This window comes from uncultured Sulfitobacter sp., assembly GCF_947499945.1.
Lineage (GTDB): Bacteria > Pseudomonadota > Alphaproteobacteria > Rhodobacterales > Rhodobacteraceae > Sulfitobacter.
On sequence record NZ_CANMQD010000001.1, the window covers coordinates 1,441,600 to 1,458,617 of the forward strand.

A 17,018-nucleotide genomic window follows, 5' to 3' on the forward strand; every position below is an offset into this window, starting at 1 on the left:
TGTTGCGACATGACACAAGCAACTTTCCCCTCATGGCCCGATGTGGCCGCCGATCTAGTCAACGTCGCTGCAGGGCGTATACCCGCCGATATGATCATCACGGGCGGCATCTGGGTCAACGTGCACACCCGCGAGGCACTGCCCGATCACGATATCGCAATCGTAGAAGGTCGGATCGCTTTTGTCGGCGTCAACGCTGATTACTGCAAAGGCCCCGACACCCAGATCATCGAAGCAAATGGCCGTTACATGATCCCTGGCCTGTGCGATGGCCACATGCACATCGAGAGTGGCATGCTCACCCCTGCCGAATTTGCCCGCGCCGTGATCCCCCACGGCACCACCAGTATGTTCACCGACCCGCACGAGATCGCCAATGTACTCGGCCTCGAAGGCGTGCGAATGATGCACGACGAAGCACTGATGCAGCCCATCAACATCTTCACCCAAATGCCCTCCTGCGCACCCAGTGCTCCGGGGATGGAAACCACAGGTTTCGAGATCACCGCCGAGGATGTCGCCGAGGCGATGCAATGGGAGGGCATCATCGGTCTGGGCGAGATGATGAACTTTCCCGGTGTCATAAACGCCGATCCCCAGATGCTGTCCGAGATCGCCGCCACCCAACGCAGCGGCAAAACCGTAGGCGGTCATTACGCATCCCCCGACCTCGGCCCCGCCTTCGCCGCTTACGTTGCGGGCGGTCCCGCTGACGATCATGAGGGGACATGCGAAGCCGATGCCGTCGCCCGCATGCGCCAAGGGATGCGCGCGATGATCCGCCTCGGCTCTGCATGGTATGATGTAGAGAGCCAGATCACCGCCATAACCGAGCGCGGCCTTGATCCGCGAAACATGATCCTGTGCACCGATGATTGCCACTCTGGCACGTTGGTGAACGATGGCCACATGAACCGCGTCGTCCGCCACGCAATCGACTGTGGCTGTGACCCGCTTATCGCCCTGCAAATGGCAACGATCAACACTGCTACCCACTTCGGACTGGAGCGCGAAATCGGCTCCCTTACTCCGGGCCGCCGCGCCGATGTGATCCTCACCTCGGACCTCAAGACACTCCCGATCGAGACGGTCATCGCCCGCGGTCAGATCGTCGCGCAGGATGGCGAATGCCTCGTAGACTGCCCCCATTACGACTGGCCGCAACATGCCCGCAAAACCGTCAACATGGCCCATGACCTGAGCGCAAATGATTTCACCATCATCGCCCCTGCTGGTGCCAACGCGGTCACCGCAAACGTGATCGGTGTGGTCGAGAACCAAGCACCGACAAAAGCCCTGCAATTCGAGCTGCCCGTCACTGAAGGCCGCGTAACCGCCCATGGCGATGTTGCCCAAATTGCACTGGTCGAACGTCACCGCGCCACGGGCGGCGTGGTTAACGCGCTGGTCTCTGGCTTCGGCTATACAGGCAAAATGGCCATAGCCTCCACCGTGGCGCATGACAGCCACCACATGATCGTCGTCGGCACGGATGCTGATCAAATGGCCCTCGCCACCAACCACCTGCGCCAACTCGGCGGCGGCATCACCATCTTCAAAGACGACACCGAACTCGCCACAATCGACCTGCCGATCGCGGGCCTCATGTCCGACAGCCCCGCACACGAAGTCGCCGCCAAGACCGACGCCATGATGCAAGCCATGCGCGACTGTGGCTGCACCCTCAACAACGCCTACATGCAGCACTCCTTGTTGGCGCTGGTGGTGATCCCCGAGTTGCGCATTTCTGATTTGGGCCTTGTTGACGTGCGCAGCTTTGAATTTATTAATGTGATTGTGTCGTGAGAACCTTTGCCCAGAACCTGATGAAACTCGCCCCCGATTGGGTGACATTACCGCCGGAACTGGTTGAAGTGCTTAACTGGCTTGATATTGTTCAGGGCAATCAAATCATCAGGGGTGATGCGCCACGGAACTGCTCATTATCGATCATGACGCTTGGCTACTGGGGGCATCCGACCAGAAGCTATTTCCACTTTGGCAAGGCGACACCGGCCTCCGATGGAATTTGGTCCGACACCTCTATAGGTTTCGGCGACCGCCTCTTTGAGATTGCAGAGACATCAAGCGATGGTGGACGTATCGCGATCTGGCTCGATGAAGAGGGCAAGCAGCAATATGTGCATATCGGTCATAAAACCCTTGGCGTGATTACAGATGATCCAGTGGTGTTTCTCCAATTCATCGCCATGGGCTACCCTGAGCCAGGGTCGCTTATGCGTACCGATATTACCCCTGTCGCGGCCTATCTGGAGCATCGCGGCCTCGTGCGCCTTGAAGATTTTAGGCCTGATGAGCAACCTGTTTATCCTGTAGCACTTCAGGGATTTCTCAAAGAACGGTTCGACCTTGATATGCCTGCCACCGCGCGTGATCTTGGGATCACGGATTTCCCTGAATACGGTGATGACAGCACCAATGATCCCTTTGCCCGATGGATCAATGAAGCCACACCAGAAACGAGCGAAGCTGATCTGGTCTATGAGATGGAATTGATGCGCACGATTGAGGCGCTAAACCTCCAAGACGATGACAGCTCGGATACCATCATGGGCAAGATCGGCTCTCTGTTCAAAAGCAAGGATAATAGAGAATGAAGCAGTACCAGATTTTGACACCTGACGCACCGCAGGCGGAGGCGTTTACCGATGCCACCGCCGCCGTAGACCGTTTGACAGAGCTTTATTGCGATGCAGTCAATTTCTTGCGCGAACGCTTTGCAGAGGCCATGCAGGACACCCAGCCCGATACCCGCATCCGCGCCTTCTACCCTGAGGTGCGGTTTACCACTTCTTCCTATGCGCAGGTCGACACACGCCTTAGCTTTGGCCATGTTTCGAGTCCTGGCACCTATGCAACCACTGTCACGCGTCCTGATCTCTTTCGCAATTATCTGATCCAGCAGATCGGCCTGCTCCTAAAAAACCACGACCAGCCAGTGTACATCGGGCGGTCCGAGACACCGATCCCGCTGCATTTCGCCATGACCCCCGAGACGGGCATGACCGTCCCCCAAGACGGCGCCGCCGATTTCACGCTGCGCGACGTATTCGATGTGCCAGACCTTAGCACCACCAACGATGACATCGTGAACGGTACCTACGTGGCCCCAGACGGCGTCGGACCCCTTGCCCCCTTCACGGCCCAGCGCGTGGATTATTCCCTCGCGCGGCTCGCGCACTATACCGCGACCGATCCTGACCACTTCCAGTGCCACGTGCTCTTCACAAACTACCAGTTTTACGTGACCGAGTTCGAGGATTACGCACGTGCCATGTTGCGCGATCCGAACAGCGGTTACACCTCCTTTGTCTCGACGGGCAACCAAGAGATCACAGACCCAGACGCCCCGATTGAAATACCGCTTAAACTACCACAAATGCCGACCTACCATCTCAAGCGTGAGAACGGTGGCGGCATCACACTCGTCAATATCGGCGTCGGACCCAGCAATGCCAAAACCGCAACAGACCACATCGCCGTCCTGCGCCCCCATGCGTGGCTCATGGTCGGTCACTGCGCGGGCCTGCGCAACACACAAGCGTTGGGCGACTTCGTTCTCGCCCATGCCTATCTGCGCGAAGATCACGTCTTGGATGATGATCTCCCCGTTTGGGTTCCCATTCCAGCATTGGCAGAAATTCAAATCGCGCTTGAGAATGCCGTGGCTCAAGTCACCCAGCTTGAAGGCTATGAGCTCAAACGCATCATGCGCACGGGCACAGTCGCCACCATCGACAATCGCAATTGGGAATTGCGTGACCAATCAGGCCCCGTGCAACGCCTAAGCCAGTCGCGTGCCATAGCTCTCGACATGGAAAGCGCCACTATTGCCGCCAACGGATATCGCTTCCGCGTTCCCTACGGCACTTTGCTCTGCGTCTCAGACAAGCCGCTCCACGGTGAACTCAAGCTTCCTGGGATGGCCTCCGACTTTTACAAATCCCAAGTATCGCGCCATTTAATGATTGGAATCCGCGCGATGGAACAACTGCGCGACATGCCGCTAGAGCGGATTCACAGTCGCAAATTGCGTTCTTTTGACGAAACCGCCTTCCTTTGAGCGGGTTCAAGCCTGAAAATATCGAAAAAACCGCATATTTCCTAGGAAATCGCACCACTATTCGTTGTGTTCACTGTCTACATACAGTTACATTCCGCAGATGAGGCCCAACTGTAGGGCAGTCGAGGAGATTTAAAATGACAACGAAACCAATGACAAAAACTCAACTCGTCGCCGCATTGGCTGATGAAATGGGCACAGACAAAAAAGCAGCAGGCGCAGCACTCGATGCAGTGTGTGCACTGATCACCAAAGAAGTATCTGGCGGCGGTGCCGTTACTCTTCCCGGCGTTGGCAAAATCTATTGTCGTGAGCGCCCCGAGCGTATGGTTCGCAACCCTGCGACCGGCGAACAGTTTAAGAAAGACGCCGACAAAGTTGTCAAAATGACAATTGCCAAAGCGTTGAAAGACAGCGTTAACGGCTAAGTCCGACACACGTCAGATTTACGAAAAGGGTCGCTCATTCGAGCGGCCCTTTTTCGTTGGCGTATCACCTCTACACTATAACTCGTTTTAGAAATTTCAGCGTATCGACCTGCTCTCCCCAAGGTCCGCTTCGAGCCCAAAGTGACGGATGCTGCGGGATGTTTGAATGGCGGCTTCTCGGCTCATTGAGGACGTTTGCGTCCGTACTCTGTGCCAATTTCACTCGTTCGCTTGTTTTGAGCGGCATTTTTTTGCCAGTAGCATTTCAAACAACGCGGCAGGCGTAGCCCCACCAGTCGGCCCCATAGCTCCAAATACACCAAACTGTACTGGAATATGGACCATGCACTCACCTACCGAGCATCGGTTGATCCGCCACACCGTTTTCTACATTTTACCGATGTGGACAAACATGCCGGTCTGCCGTCCATCCGAACTCCGGTCAGAGCCCAACTTGCCCCCAATACAAACCATCGTAAGTGCCAAAAACCCCGACAACGAATACACATACACTGCCAAACACGTCTGCATCCGAAAGACTGGATTTTCTGGTGCGATCCTAAATGTATTAAAGCGGAATACCTCGTCTTTTCGGCTAACTCCAAAAAGGGCCACCCAAACCAAGGCAGCCCTTTTTCAATTCAAAATTGTGACTTAAGCGATATTATCCCAAGTCATTAATGCGGAATTATCCTGCCAAAACGCAAACTGATTAACGTCAAGATTAACGGCATCAATCCCAGCGACAATAATGGTTGTTCCATCAACGGTAATCATGCTGCCTTGTGTGTGATTCTGAATATCCAGATCGTTAAATGAGACACCTGAACCAAAGGCAATCAAGTCCTCTCCGATTTCAAAGTCATTGATTTTATCACGCCCTTCATCCGCTCCGAAGACGAAAGTATCGGCACCGTTGCCACCGATCAGGATGTCGTTGCCCGTACCACCCAACAGCATGTCGTTACCGCTTCCACCGATCAATCGATCGTTGCCACCTGCGCCAATCAACAAGTCGTCACCGCCCTGACCTTTCAACACTTCTCGCTCACCACTTCCGGTCAATCTGTCATCGTATTGCGAGCCGAAAACCTTCTCGATTGAGGTGAGCTGATCACCCTCAGCGTGACCGCCCCGACCTATGCCAGTGCTCAAATCAACAGAAACAGCCGAATTTGACGCTCTATAATCTGCAGCATCTGTGCCTTCACCACCATTTAACTGGTCTGCTCCGATACCACCGATAAGCCGGTCATTGCCTTCGCCGCCGTTCAGAACATCCGCTGAATCCACAACTGTTGTGCTCGAATAAGCCGCACCATCTGTCACAGTCACAACATTGCCAGCGGCAATATCTGTGGCGCCCGCAACATCTGCGGTGACATAAGAAAGCAGACCATCGGTGTCGGCGTCAATCTCGGTCAAAGCACTGGTGCGGATTTCGTCCTCTGTCCGAACGCCCTCAAAGATTCTGATGTCAGCAAGTGTGCCATCAAAGCTGAAAGTCACATCCTCGGACGCTCTCATCGTAAGGGCCGTGATGCTATCGCTCTGCGTCGTTAGGGTGCGCTCTCCATCAAGAAAGACTTCGGCAATGTTGTTCACACCATCGTAAGTGATGGAGATGCGGTGCAACTCTTCATCCGTCACGTCAGCAACGCGGATACCTGTAAAGCTCCACGTGCCATCCGAGGCCCAAAACCATACGCCTTGATTGTTCGGATCGTAGGCAAGCCACGCACCCCCAGGCAGCTCTGCGAACCACTCAAGGCTGTCGGTTTCAGGATCAAACCCCATGAGCATTTCTATAGTCAACGCAGCTACATCCGTGCCGTCGATAGAATATGAAAGGGATTGGTTGCCCGATAGGGTAACGGTCTGGTGATCGAAATCAGCGCCAAAGTCTTCCCCAACACCGGACATTGCATCACCGTAAAGCTGATCATTGCCAGCACCACCCGTGAGGGTGTCTGCGCCAAGATTGCCGATGAGCCTGTTGTTTGCCTCGTTTCCAAGGATCGTATCATCGCCCGTCCCACCGATGGCACGCTCAATCGTTGCGCCATATGCAATCGATACATTGAAGTCATACCCCCCCACGCTGGAGTGGGTGCCCGCGCCAAGATTGATAAATCCGTCCTCAATAAAGCGAGACATATCCAGAGTATCGGTCCCGCGCCCGTCCCAGATCGCAATCGCACCAATCTCGCCATATTCTTCAAGCAGCATGTCAAAATCGAAGGCATTCCGGTCAGCCGTAGAATTGAACCCGTAAACCGTATTTCCCGCCCGCGTTTCCATATTCGCACCGTAGATCGACTGCAAAGCTGCGATGTCGATAATCATTGGTGTGGATGCGTAGGAAGTCTCCCAATCCAGACCACCCGAGACAGCGCGCGTGTATGACATCTGGGTAAATGCCTGATTGTTTTGCAGATACGTTGCGTATTCATCATAACTGTCACCAGCCGAGATTGTCGTGTGCGACAACCCCATGATGTGGCCCATCTCATGAACCAGCAGATGCCACTGGTAAGATCCCGGATCGAGATTGTAGCCATCAATCGTGTCGGGATCATAGTTGTAGATCCACATATCACCCGCGGTTCCTTCACCAGCGGGCGCGCCACCTGCAGTGCCTGCAAGAGTTGAATTATACATCCGAATATCTGCGTCAACGTCAGCTCCGCCATCAATCATCTCAAGATTGATCAAATCGGCAAACATAGACAGGACTTCACGGGCAGCCTCTGCTTGCGTTGCTGAAAATGGTGCGAGAGTTCCTTCCCGACCATTCCCGATGTAATCATCTGACTGCTCTGTCGGGAACGAAAACGTAACGCTCTCAGCATTCCACGTGGACAGGTTATCAATGTCGTCAATTTGCTGGGCAGAGGTGTAGACGGGCAAAGCATCAAACGTTTCTGAATACGCTGTTTCTGCTGTTTGCTGCTCTGTGATATCAATATTACCTGCCAATGCAGGATCTTGGTGGTGGTCTGTGGTGTCATCGTGGTCATGATCATGGGTGTGCAAAAGGTCGGTCAAGAGACAGCTCCGGTAGTATGCCAATTTGTAAGGCAGTTATAAAAATTGGGCGCCAGCGGCAGCTAGATGGCCCAGAGGGGTAAAGTCTGGCGGCAGGACTAAATTCAAAAAGAGGCAAAAGCGTGGCAAGTTGATTCCAAGTTTGAAGTCATAATTCCTCGCCTATAGGTCAGTAAGATTTGTCTTATAAAGACGCTTGAAATTTATAATTATGGGATTTTATAGCAGTACAAACCCTCATCACTAGCGACCGCGGCTACGGCAGAGCCGGAAATCTTTGACAACTACTTCGGTTTCGAATGGCGTTTTGATTGCGTCAATCGAGGTGAATTGGGTACGTGTCAAAAACAACCTTTTTTGAACCGGTCGCCAAAGCGGACCTTGGCATACGTCGAACGAAGGCCGGCTTCGTCCGCACAGCGAACTTACCCGCTTGCCCTCCCTCCCGTTCCATCCCAATACTGCGTCTGTATCTAAAGGACACAACCCCATGGACATGCGCGCGATTGCTCTCGGCCTCGCCTTCGCGCTTATGTGGTCGTCGGCTTTCACATCTGCGCGCATCATCGTGACCGACGCGACGCCGCTCTTTGCCCTTTCTGTCCGGTATCTGGTATCAGGGCTGATCGGCATCGCCATCGCCCGCGCATTGGGGCAGAGCTGGCATTTGACCAAGCCTCAGTGGCGCGCCACCATCGCATTTGGCATCTTGCAAAACGCAGTCTATCTCGGCCTGTTCTTCGTAGCCATGCAGACGATCGAGGCATCGCTGGCCGCAATCATCGCCTCCACCATGCCCTTGATGGTCGCCCTCGCCGCATGGGCGTTCATGGGCGACAGGCTCAGCCCCCTTGGCATTATCGGCCTCATCGCAGGACTGGCAGGGGTGGCCCTCATCATGGGTGCACGCCTCACCGATGACCTTGATCTCGTTGGCGTCGCCATCTGCTTTGTCGGCGTGCTTGCCCTGACCATCGCCACCCTCACCGTGCGGAGTGCCTCCGCTGGCGGAAACCTCCTGATGGTCGTCGGCTTGCAAATGCTTGTCGGCTGCGCAGCCCTCACCATCGCAACCTTGCTGTTCGAGACACCCCAAGTCACGCTCAGTTGGCCACTCGCCCTCGCCTTCACTTATACTTGCCTTCTCCCCGGTCTCACCGCGACGTGGGTCTGGTTCAAACTCGTGGGCCGCATCGGCGCCACCCGCGCGGCCACGTTCCACTTTCTCAACCCCTTCTTCGGCGTGGTCATCGCTGCGCTGCTACTGGGCGAGGAGCTTGGCCCCCGCGATATCCTTGGCGTCTGCGTCATCGCCGCTGGCATCCTCGCTGTACAAATTTCGCGTCAGCGGAGCGTATAAAACCGACATCACTTTGCCGCGTCAGACCATGCAGAGATGTGCCGCCGCTCTAATCTCTTGTCTATGATAGACGCCGCACCAGCCAAAGCCTATGCCTTCCTCCTCTTACCGGGTTTCTCGACGTTGGGCTTTTCTTGTGCGCTCGACGCGTTATCGCTCGCCAACCACCACCCGTCAGGTTTCAAATACTATCGATGGCGGTTGCTGTCTGAAAATGGCCAGCCCGTTGAGGCCTACAACGGCGTCAAAATCGCTGTCGACAGCGCACTCTGCCCGCTCGACCGGAATGAGACCCTCATCATCTGCGCGGGTGAGAACGCGGGCCTGTCCAGTACCAAAACCATCCTAAGCTGGCTGCGACGTGAGGCGCGGCGCGGCGGTGATCTGGGCGCGCTCTCCTCTGGCACCTACATCCTCGCTCTTGCGGGCCTCATTGGTGGCAAACGTGTCACGACCCATTGGGAATACAAAACCGCGCTGGCCGAACTGCTCCCTGATGTGATTATGGAAGATACAATCTTCTCCGTCGATGGGCGCATCTTCACGTCCGCAGGCGGGGCTGCCTCTATGGACATGATGCTCGACCGGCTGCGGCGCGACTACGGCAACGATCTGGCGACATGGGTCGCCGATCAAATGATCTACACCTCGCCCCGCGCCTATTCCGACGCTCAGCGCATGTCCCTGCAATCGCGCCCCGAAGTCCGCAACCCGAAATTGCTCCTCGCGATGCAGGTAATGGAAAACAATATTGAGGACCCGCTCACCCCAGACGAGATAGCAGGCGTGGTCGGCCTCTCCACCCGCCAGCTTGAGCGTCTGTTCGCCAAATACCTGTCGATCTCGCCCAAACGGTATTATCTTCGCATCCGCCTTGAAAAAGGGCGCGACCTGCTGCGCCAAACAGACTTGTCAGTGACAGACGTTTCCATCGCTTGCGGGTTCAAATCCCTTTCACATTTTTCGAAAAGCTATCGTGCCGCTTACGGAATCCCACCAGGATTGGAAGCATCAGGCGGGAAGGTTATGTGTTCTAACCGCACCTGAGTACGGTCAGTTCAAGAGTTTCTCAATCTCCCCCAGCACCGCAGCACTGTCAGGTCGGGCAGATGATCCCCACGTCGCCACGACAGCGCCTGTGCCATCAATCAGCACCTTGTTAAAATTCCACTTCGGAACAAAGCCTGTCTCGGCCTTCACAGCCTTGTAAAACGGATGGGCCTTGCCACCGCGCACATGGGTCAAATCCGTCATCGGCAGTGTGAGGTTATAGTTAATTTCACAAAACTCTTTAACCTCCGCCGCACTTTCCAGCTCTTGATTGAAATCATCGGAGGGCACAGCAAGAACGATCAAACCCCGCGAACTATACTTGTCGTGCAAATCCTGTAGCCCTGCGTATTGCCGCGTAAATGCACATTGCGACGCAGTGTTCACCACTAGAATGGGCTTTCCCGCAAAATCGCTCAGCGCAATGTTGCCCCCGTCAATCGAGGGAAATACAGCATCGCGCGGAGCTGCAATAGCAGCCCCAGCCCAAAGCGATACAATCAGTCCGATAATAAGTCGCATGTCACGTCCTCCACTTTATCATACGCCCCAGAGCGGCAATAAGTTCACAATCATTTTAACCCATCGCACATCCCCCTTTGATTTCCACGCAAAAGCCCCATCTAATAGGGCAACAACAGCGCAAGGAGAGACCCGTGCCAGAGTATACCAAAAACCCCGATGTCCTCGCGACCCTGTCGCCCGAGGAGTTCTATGTTACCCAAGAAAGCGGGACAGAACGCCCCGGCACCGGCAAGCTGCTCTACAACAAAGATCCGGGTATTTACGTCGACATCGTCTCGGGTGAGCCCCTGTTCGCGTCGAGTGATAAATACGAGAGCGGCTGCGGCTGGCCCAGCTTTACCAAAGCGATTGAAAACGTGGTCGAGCTTGAAGACAGCAGCCTCGGCATGGTGCGCACGGAAGTACGCAGTGCCCATGGCGACAGCCACTTGGGTCACGTCTTTCCCGACGGCCCCCCAGATCGCGGCGGCATGCGCTATTGCATCAACTCAGCGTCGCTTCGCTTTATTCACCGCGACGATATGGAGGCCGAAGGATATGGCAAATACATCAATCAAGTGGAGGACGTAGCATGACGGAACGCGCAGTATTGGCAGGAGGATGTTTCTGGGGCATGCAGGACCTCATCCGTAAACGCAAAGGCGTGGTCGCCACCCGCGTCGGATACTCTGGCGGTGATGTGCCCAACGCTACCTACCGGAACCACGGCACCCACGCCGAGGCGATTGAGGTCATCTTTGATCCGACGGTAATCAGCTACCGCGAGCTATTGGAGCTGTTCTTCCAAATCCATGACCCGACCACCGAGAACCGTCAGGGTAATGATCGTGGTATGAGCTATCGCTCGGCAATTTATTACGAGAACGAAGATCAAAAGGCAGTCGCGCTGGACACCATTGCAGACATCGAAGCATCTGGCGTCTGGCCAGGGAAAGTGGTGACCGAGGTCGAGCCTGTCTCCGACTTCTGGGAGGCGGAACCCGAGCATCAAGACTACCTTGAGCGTATTCCCAACGGATACACCTGCCATTTCCCCCGTCCCGATTGGGTGCTGCCCAAACGCGCAGCAGCGGAATAATATAATATTGGCCACTCAATTCGTTGGGTGGCCACTTAAAAATCATCAACAAGTTGGAACTTACGGTTTCTAATTAGTACCCTGATCCCTCAAAGGGATCTGGCACGGACCTGCTAAAATCACCCGACATCAACTCCTCCATGAAAAGGCTAATAAACTCGGCGCGACTATGCGTATCAGACTTTGAATAGATATTTGCTGTCTGAGCCCGCACTGTACCCGACGCAGTTTGTCTAACCCGTGCAATCTCGTCATTGTCCAACCCTTTGAGGAGCATGACGGCAACATCCCGCTCTGCATCCGTCAGGCGCCATGCGTCGAAGAATCCGTCCATAACTTCGGCAATCTGGCCCTGCGCCACCTTCAGGCCAGTATCCATATCCGTCATACGGGCAAGAACACGGCGCAACTCAATCATCAGAAATACTACCCCACCGACAAGGGCAAACGCCGCGATACTTTCAAGAGCCAAGTGTAGATCATCAAGATGCTCACCTTCACTCAGGTCAGTGATCACATCTCCAATGAAAAACAGCGCGCAAAGCCCTTGCAGGATAATAATCCCAGCGAGGACTGTTGCGCGCCGTTCCTTGGATATCACATGCCGCTTTGCTCGCTTCATTCTACATCGGTCCCTTGCGGTATTCGTTTGCGTCCCACTACCATCGCCCTCACCAAATTCACACCCGACCGCCATGTGTCAAAGGCAACACCAGCGACATGCAGCGCAACAGAAAAGATCAGCCAGACAAATAAGCCCTCGTGCATTTCCTCCAGCCAGCCAACACCAAAGAACCGCAACGTGGTCATCATATAACCGGTAACGCCAAGGCCAATCACCGCCAGCCACAGATTATACACCATCAACGCTCCCAGCGGGTTATGCGAAAGATGTACAGTTCTATCCCCCCGCATAACCGCGCGGGTATACTGGACAGCACGTGCAATACTTGGTCGAAACGCGGAAAATCGCGCGTGTCGTGGACCAATAAATGCCCACACGATGCGCAACCCCACCAACCCCAACGCGACATACCCTACCCATTCGTGCAGCTTGCTTTCATCGTCGGTGATCGCTCCATTAAGCAAAATCATCAAGGCAAGGGACCAATGTATAAGACGCACGAGCGGGTCCCATACGGCAACATCACGGGCGCCTTCGCGCCCGCTTACCGGATCAGCTATGACCGACATGATCAGTTCTTGATTTCAAGCTTGGTGATCGCACCTGTTGTCGTGCTCACATAGGCTTCGCCCATCTTGCCGTCTTTAACAAAATAGACCTCAATCTTGCCGTCTTCCATTTCGGCTTTGCGCACCTCATAGCCCATCTCGACCAGCTTGGTCTGGACTTCATCCATCGTAGTACCAAGAACAGTATTAGCCGTGATATCTTCGGCAAAGGCAGGGCCAGCCAGCGCCAGCAAAGTAATTAATGCAAATTTACGCATATCTTCCTCGTTTCAGTTTGGGGTTGGTCGGCAACTCATGTTGTCGCTGCTTACCCAAATGAACCTCACCTGCCGTTCGCACCATTGCCTCGGCGCTTAGAACCCCGCAAATAAGCCCGCGCTTAGAGCGGTATTTCGCCGTTATATTGAACGTGACTTAAACAGCTACCCGTGGCCGACCCGATGCCTCTACCGTGATATCCGCCTCCACAAAAACTTCACGGCTCTCCACACCCGCAACCCTCACATCGCGCTCTACGCTCACGGTAATATCCGCCGCACCCGCAGCCTCTGCCGCAGCCACAGCACGCGAACGCAGCACATCCTCCAACCGCGCCAGCGCACTTTGCTGATTAGCGAAATCCTCCGGTCCAGCCGTCAGATGCACGCGGTATTTCCCCTCACTAGGCGAGGTCACAGTTCCAGCCTCCCGCATCGTCACGCGCCCCACCACAGCACCAATCGCATTGGCCACACCCGCATGTTCGGGCAGAATCATCTCACAGCCCAACCGCGTTCCAACCGCAGGGTAATAAGTGCCAGCCGAAGCGCCCAATCCGATCACAGGCACCGCCAGACCCGTCTCCAACTTTACCAAACCCTTATGCCCACCAAGGCCACGCTGCATCAAAACATGCCGTGCCAGCACGCCAGGCTCCACACCGAATTGAGTCTCTTCTTCCGCAAATGCAGTCTCTAACAAAGCCAAAGCAGTCTGATGCTCCAGCTGCTGCACAATCATCCGCGCCATCACAGCGGGTTCCGCCGCAAGGCGATCCCCCGCCCCTGTCCGCCGCCGTCCAAACAGCGCCAGCGCCTTCTGTGCCGCCGCACTGTCCCACACATCCGCCAGCCCCAGAACATGGCTCGCATCCGACGGCGTCACCCCTGCAACCTGCACCAGCCCCCGCTCCACCAACCGCTTGAGCGCACCCGTCTCAACCCGTGAGCGCAACACATCGCCCAACGGATGCACCGCATCGCCAATACGCTCCAACAGCGTCTCTTCACGCGGCCCGATGCCCTCCATGGTCTGCCCAGAAACAGCTCGCACAAACCGCCCGTCATGTTCACCCGGCAAGGTCGCGCGCATTTGCGCATCCAGCGCGCCGTGCACCACATCCGCCGCATCCACCGCAATCAGTGATATCGGCAACAGCCGCCGCGGCCCCAGCGTCACTCCCCCCTGCAACCCTTCGGTCACGAAATGCACCTCGCTGTCACCGCCCAAACCAGTTGTGCGCATCGCCACGGCTTCAACCATCGTGCGGTACGGCCCCACCCGCGCCCCAGCAGGATCAATCGCTGGCCGCCCGTCTTTGAGCAGCGCCACATCCGTCGTCGTCCCGCCAATGTCAGAGACAAGCGCGTGCTCCGCCCCCGTCATCCACCGCGCCCCCACAATGGACGCCGCTGGCCCGCTCAATATCGTCTCGATAGGCCGCTCCCGCGCCTGCGCAGATGAAATGAGCGCCCCGTCACCGCGCACCACCATCAGCGGCGCCTCCACGCCAATTTCGCGCAGAATATCCTCCGCCCGCCCGATCAACCGATCAATCATCCCGATCAACCGCGCATTGAGCACTGCCGTCATCGCCCGCTTCGGCCCGTTCAACTTGGCCGACAACTGGTGCGAAGCCGAGACAGGCCGCCCCGTCATATCCGCCACAATCTCCATCGCCCGCAACTCATGCGCAGGGTTGCGCGTGCCAAACTGTGCGGCCACAGCAAACCCGCCAACCCCCGCACCATGCTCCGCCAAAAACGTGCGCAAACCGTCCTCTTCAAACGGCACCGCCTCACCGCCTGCATGGTTATGCCCACCTGCCAACACAACATGCGGATCACCCTTCAGCGCCTCCAACAAACCATGCGTCTCCAGATCGCGCTCCTTGAACCCGATATAGACCAAGGCAACACGCCCACCCTGCCCCTCAACCAACGCATTTGTAGCAAGCGTCGTGGACAAAGACGCCAGCGCAATATCACCCGCAGCAACACCCGATTGCTCCAGCACCGCTCGCACAGCACCACCTACTCCAACGGCCAGATCGTGCCGCGTGGTCAGCGCCTTGGCGCTCGCAACGACTTCTTTCTCATCACGAATAAGAACCGCATCCGTATAGGTCCCGCCCGTATCCACGCCCAAAAGCAATGCCACCGCACTCTCCTCAAAACTGTTCAGAAATGTCTATCCCAGCGGCGGCCCCGCGCCAGCCCCAATAGCGTCACAGATCGCCCATCCGCGCCACTGCCCAGCGCGCCCCATCGGCCACTGCCGCGTCCGCATCGCCGCACAATTCCTGCGCCAACCCGCGCAACGACACATCACCCGAATTCCCAATTGCATAGAGCACATTCCGCACAAAGCGGTCCCGCCCGATCCGCTTGATCGGCGAGCCTGAATACCGCAACCGAAACGCCGCATCGTCCAACACGACCAGCTCCGCCAGCGTCCCCCCCGCGCTGCCATGATACCGCATATCACTCGCCGCTACGGCAAACTTGTTCCACGGACACACCGCCAGACAATCATCACAGCCATAAATCCGGTTGCCCAGTTTCCCGCGCAATGCCTCGTCCACAGGCCCCTTATGCTCAATCGTCAAATACGAAATACACCGCCGCGCATCCAACTTATACGGTTCAGGAAACGCATCCGTAGGACAGATATCCTGACAGGCCGTACAACTCCCACAGCGGTCCACCTCCGCCGCATCAGGCTCCAAATCCAAAGTCGTAAAAACAGACCCTAAAAAGGCCCAATTGCCCCATTCACGGCTTACTACATTGGTGTGCTTGCCCTGCCAGCCAAGACCCGCCGCCTGCGCCAACGCCTTCTCGGGCACAGGGGCCGTGTCCACAAACACCTTCACCTGACACGCCTCTTGCTCAATCAGCCACCGCGCCAACCGCTTGAGGCGTTTCTTCACCACATCATGATAATCACGCCCCTGCGCATAGCATGAGACCGCCCCAAGATCAGGCCGCTCCAAGATCGCCAGCGGGTCATGCTCTGGCGCATAACTCTCCGCCAACATGATCACTGACCGCGCCTCAGGCCACAAATCCGACGGATCACCGCGCCAGCTTACGCGCTCCTCCATCCATCCCATCTGCCCGTGATATCCCGCGTCCAGAAACGCACCCAACCGCGCAGGCACGTCTGGCACAGCATCAGGCCTGCACACACGGCACGCAACAAACCCCTCCGCCAATGCCTGAGCGACCACGCGCGCCTTAAGGTCCATTCTCTATTTTTCCCTTAAACTCAAATCCCGCACCCACCACAGGCGCAGCCAACGACAGGATCAGAAATCCAGATCATTGTAATGCTTCGGCGGTGTGAACCCCGGCACCTGATCCGCCAAGAGGGATCGGAACGCAGGCCGCGATTTGATCTTCGCGTACCAGTCCTTCACCTCAGGGCAGCTGTTCCAATCCACGTCCGAGATATAATCAAGCGAGGACAAATGCGCAGCCGCAGCAAAATCCGCCAGCGTCATCACATCCCCCGCAAGCCAGCGGCGCTGGTCCAGCAACCACGTCATATAGCCAAGGTGGAACTTGATCGCCCGCGCCCCCGCTTTGACGTTCTTGCTGTCGGGATATCCCGCCTTCTGCATCTTCTTGTTTACCCGTTCATAGAGCAGCTTACTCGTGACTTCATGGTGAAACTTGTCGTCAAACCAGTTCACCAAACGCCGCACTTCCAAACGCTGCGCTGGGTCCGAGGGCAAAAGTGACGGATCAGGCCGCGTTTCCTCAATGTACTCACAAATCGCCGCACTCTCGGACATCATAATTCCGTCGAGCCGCAGCACAGGAACTTTGCCCGCTGGATTGCGGCGCAGGAAATCAGGGTCCTGCTCCCAATACCGCTCCTCGACAAGCTCCACCTCGATCTTCTTCTCGGCGAGGCTCAGCCGGATTTTGCGGCAGTAAGGCGAAAGAGGGACGTGGAACAAGCGGGCCATGGTAAATCCGTAAATGG

General features: G+C 56.1%; 16 protein-coding genes. 8 read left to right on the plus strand and 8 right to left on the minus strand.

What is annotated here, in order from left to right; translation table 11 throughout:
- Window positions 1-9: 9 nt before the first annotated feature.
- The 4 genes from ade to Q0775_RS07250 all read left to right on the plus strand — a co-directional run bounded on the left by ade (window position 10) and on the right by Q0775_RS07250 (window position 4,512).
- Window positions 10-1,806, plus strand: a complete 1,797-nt coding sequence (gene ade, locus Q0775_RS07235) for an adenine deaminase (RefSeq protein ID WP_298858750.1) — start codon at window positions 10-12, stop codon at window positions 1,804-1,806.
- Window positions 1,803-2,618 carry a hypothetical protein gene (locus Q0775_RS07240; protein ID WP_298858751.1) on the plus strand — a complete coding sequence of 272 codons (816 nt, stop codon included), beginning with the start codon at window positions 1,803-1,805 and terminating at the stop codon, window positions 2,616-2,618. The genes ade and Q0775_RS07240 overlap by 4 nt, the downstream gene beginning before the upstream one ends.
- On the plus strand, window positions 2,615-4,084 hold the full coding sequence (locus Q0775_RS07245) for an AMP nucleosidase (protein ID WP_298858753.1): 1,470 nt from the start codon (window positions 2,615-2,617) through the stop codon (window positions 4,082-4,084). Before Q0775_RS07240 ends, Q0775_RS07245 begins: the two co-directional genes overlap by 4 nt.
- 137 nt (window positions 4,085-4,221) lie before the next feature.
- On the plus strand, window positions 4,222-4,512 hold the full coding sequence (locus tag Q0775_RS07250; RefSeq protein ID WP_298858755.1) for an HU family DNA-binding protein: 291 nt from the start codon (window positions 4,222-4,224) through the stop codon (window positions 4,510-4,512).
- Between the two features lie 654 nt (window positions 4,513-5,166).
- Here the strand turns inward: Q0775_RS07250 and Q0775_RS07255 are convergent.
- The gene (locus Q0775_RS07255) at window positions 5,167-7,560 is read right to left on the minus strand and encodes a M10 family metallopeptidase (RefSeq protein ID WP_298858757.1); all 2,394 of its coding nucleotides are present in this window, start codon (window positions 7,558-7,560) and stop codon (window positions 5,167-5,169) included.
- 490 nt (window positions 7,561-8,050) lie between these two features.
- Here Q0775_RS07255 and Q0775_RS07260 point away from each other — a divergent pair, with 490 nt between their 5' ends.
- Complete coding sequence (locus Q0775_RS07260; protein ID WP_298858759.1) at window positions 8,051-8,920, plus strand: DMT family transporter; 870 nt, start codon at window positions 8,051-8,053, stop codon at window positions 8,918-8,920.
- A gap of 63 nt (window positions 8,921-8,983) precedes the next feature.
- Window positions 8,984-9,967: a GlxA family transcriptional regulator gene (locus Q0775_RS07265; RefSeq protein WP_298858760.1), complete on the plus strand. Its 984-nt coding sequence runs from the start codon at window positions 8,984-8,986 to the stop codon at window positions 9,965-9,967.
- Window positions 9,968-9,973: 6 nt separating this feature from the next.
- Here Q0775_RS07265 and Q0775_RS07270 read toward each other — a convergent pair whose 3' ends face one another.
- On the minus strand, window positions 9,974-10,492 hold the full coding sequence (locus tag Q0775_RS07270; protein ID WP_298858762.1) for a glutathione peroxidase: 519 nt from the start codon (window positions 10,490-10,492) through the stop codon (window positions 9,974-9,976).
- A 134-nt stretch (window positions 10,493-10,626) separates the two neighbouring features.
- On the opposite strand from Q0775_RS07270, the gene msrB reads away from it, so the two are divergent.
- Window positions 10,627-11,070 (plus strand): peptide-methionine (R)-S-oxide reductase MsrB, encoded by a 444-nt coding sequence (msrB, locus tag Q0775_RS07275; RefSeq protein ID WP_298858764.1) that lies wholly within the window; start codon window positions 10,627-10,629, stop codon window positions 11,068-11,070.
- Window positions 11,067-11,573 (plus strand): peptide-methionine (S)-S-oxide reductase MsrA, encoded by a 507-nt coding sequence (gene msrA, locus Q0775_RS07280; protein ID WP_298858766.1) that lies wholly within the window; start codon window positions 11,067-11,069, stop codon window positions 11,571-11,573. The genes msrB and msrA overlap by 4 nt, the downstream gene beginning before the upstream one ends.
- Before the next feature lie 73 nt (window positions 11,574-11,646).
- Here msrA and Q0775_RS07285 read toward each other — a convergent pair whose 3' ends face one another.
- The 6 genes from Q0775_RS07285 to Q0775_RS07310 all read right to left on the minus strand — a co-directional run bounded on the left by Q0775_RS07285 (window position 11,647) and on the right by Q0775_RS07310 (window position 17,001).
- Window positions 11,647-12,195 (minus strand): helix-turn-helix transcriptional regulator, encoded by a 549-nt coding sequence (locus Q0775_RS07285; RefSeq protein ID WP_298858768.1) that lies wholly within the window; start codon window positions 12,193-12,195, stop codon window positions 11,647-11,649.
- Window positions 12,192-12,767: a cytochrome b/b6 domain-containing protein gene (locus Q0775_RS07290; protein WP_298858770.1), complete on the minus strand. Its 576-nt coding sequence runs from the start codon at window positions 12,765-12,767 to the stop codon at window positions 12,192-12,194. Before Q0775_RS07290 ends, Q0775_RS07285 begins: the two co-directional genes overlap by 4 nt.
- Window positions 12,768-12,769: 2 nt before the next feature.
- A complete protein-coding gene (locus Q0775_RS07295; protein WP_298858773.1) occupies window positions 12,770-13,024 on the minus strand; it encodes a PepSY domain-containing protein in 255 nt (84 codons plus the stop codon).
- Between the two features lie 157 nt (window positions 13,025-13,181).
- The gene (locus Q0775_RS07300) at window positions 13,182-15,185 is read right to left on the minus strand and encodes a hydantoinase/oxoprolinase family protein (RefSeq protein ID WP_298858775.1); all 2,004 of its coding nucleotides are present in this window, start codon (window positions 15,183-15,185) and stop codon (window positions 13,182-13,184) included.
- 67 nt (window positions 15,186-15,252) lie between these two features.
- The gene (gene queG, locus Q0775_RS07305) at window positions 15,253-16,275 is read right to left on the minus strand and encodes a tRNA epoxyqueuosine(34) reductase QueG (RefSeq protein ID WP_298858777.1); all 1,023 of its coding nucleotides are present in this window, start codon (window positions 16,273-16,275) and stop codon (window positions 15,253-15,255) included.
- Between the two features lie 60 nt (window positions 16,276-16,335).
- Window positions 16,336-17,001: a glutathione S-transferase family protein gene (locus Q0775_RS07310; RefSeq protein ID WP_298858779.1), complete on the minus strand. Its 666-nt coding sequence runs from the start codon at window positions 16,999-17,001 to the stop codon at window positions 16,336-16,338.
- Between the last annotated feature and the right edge of the window lie 17 nt (window positions 17,002-17,018).

Excerpts from the sequence above, each read along its gene's own strand:
- Q0775_RS07250 (WP_298858755.1), top strand. The coding sequence starts at position 4,222 with ATGACAACGAAACCAATGACAAAAACTCAACTCGTCGCCGCATTGGCT.
- Q0775_RS07290 (WP_298858770.1), bottom strand. The coding sequence starts at position 12,767 with ATGTCGGTCATAGCTGATCCGGTAAGCGGGCGCGAAGGCGCCCGTGAT.
- ade (WP_298858750.1), top strand. The coding sequence starts at position 10 with ATGACACAAGCAACTTTCCCCTCATGGCCCGATGTGGCCGCCGATCTA.
- queG (WP_298858777.1), bottom strand. The coding sequence starts at position 16,275 with ATGGACCTTAAGGCGCGCGTGGTCGCTCAGGCATTGGCGGAGGGGTTT.
- Q0775_RS07285 (WP_298858768.1), bottom strand. The coding sequence starts at position 12,195 with ATGAAGCGAGCAAAGCGGCATGTGATATCCAAGGAACGGCGCGCAACA.
- Q0775_RS07260 (WP_298858759.1), top strand. The coding sequence starts at position 8,051 with ATGGACATGCGCGCGATTGCTCTCGGCCTCGCCTTCGCGCTTATGTGG.
- Q0775_RS07310 (WP_298858779.1), bottom strand. The coding sequence starts at position 17,001 with ATGGCCCGCTTGTTCCACGTCCCTCTTTCGCCTTACTGCCGCAAAATC.
- msrA (WP_298858766.1), top strand. The coding sequence starts at position 11,067 with ATGACGGAACGCGCAGTATTGGCAGGAGGATGTTTCTGGGGCATGCAG.
- Q0775_RS07295 (WP_298858773.1), bottom strand. The coding sequence starts at position 13,024 with ATGCGTAAATTTGCATTAATTACTTTGCTGGCGCTGGCTGGCCCTGCC.
- Q0775_RS07265 (WP_298858760.1), top strand. The coding sequence starts at position 8,984 with ATGATAGACGCCGCACCAGCCAAAGCCTATGCCTTCCTCCTCTTACCG.
- Q0775_RS07270 (WP_298858762.1), bottom strand. The coding sequence starts at position 10,492 with ATGCGACTTATTATCGGACTGATTGTATCGCTTTGGGCTGGGGCTGCT.
- Q0775_RS07245 (WP_298858753.1), top strand. The coding sequence starts at position 2,615 with ATGAAGCAGTACCAGATTTTGACACCTGACGCACCGCAGGCGGAGGCG.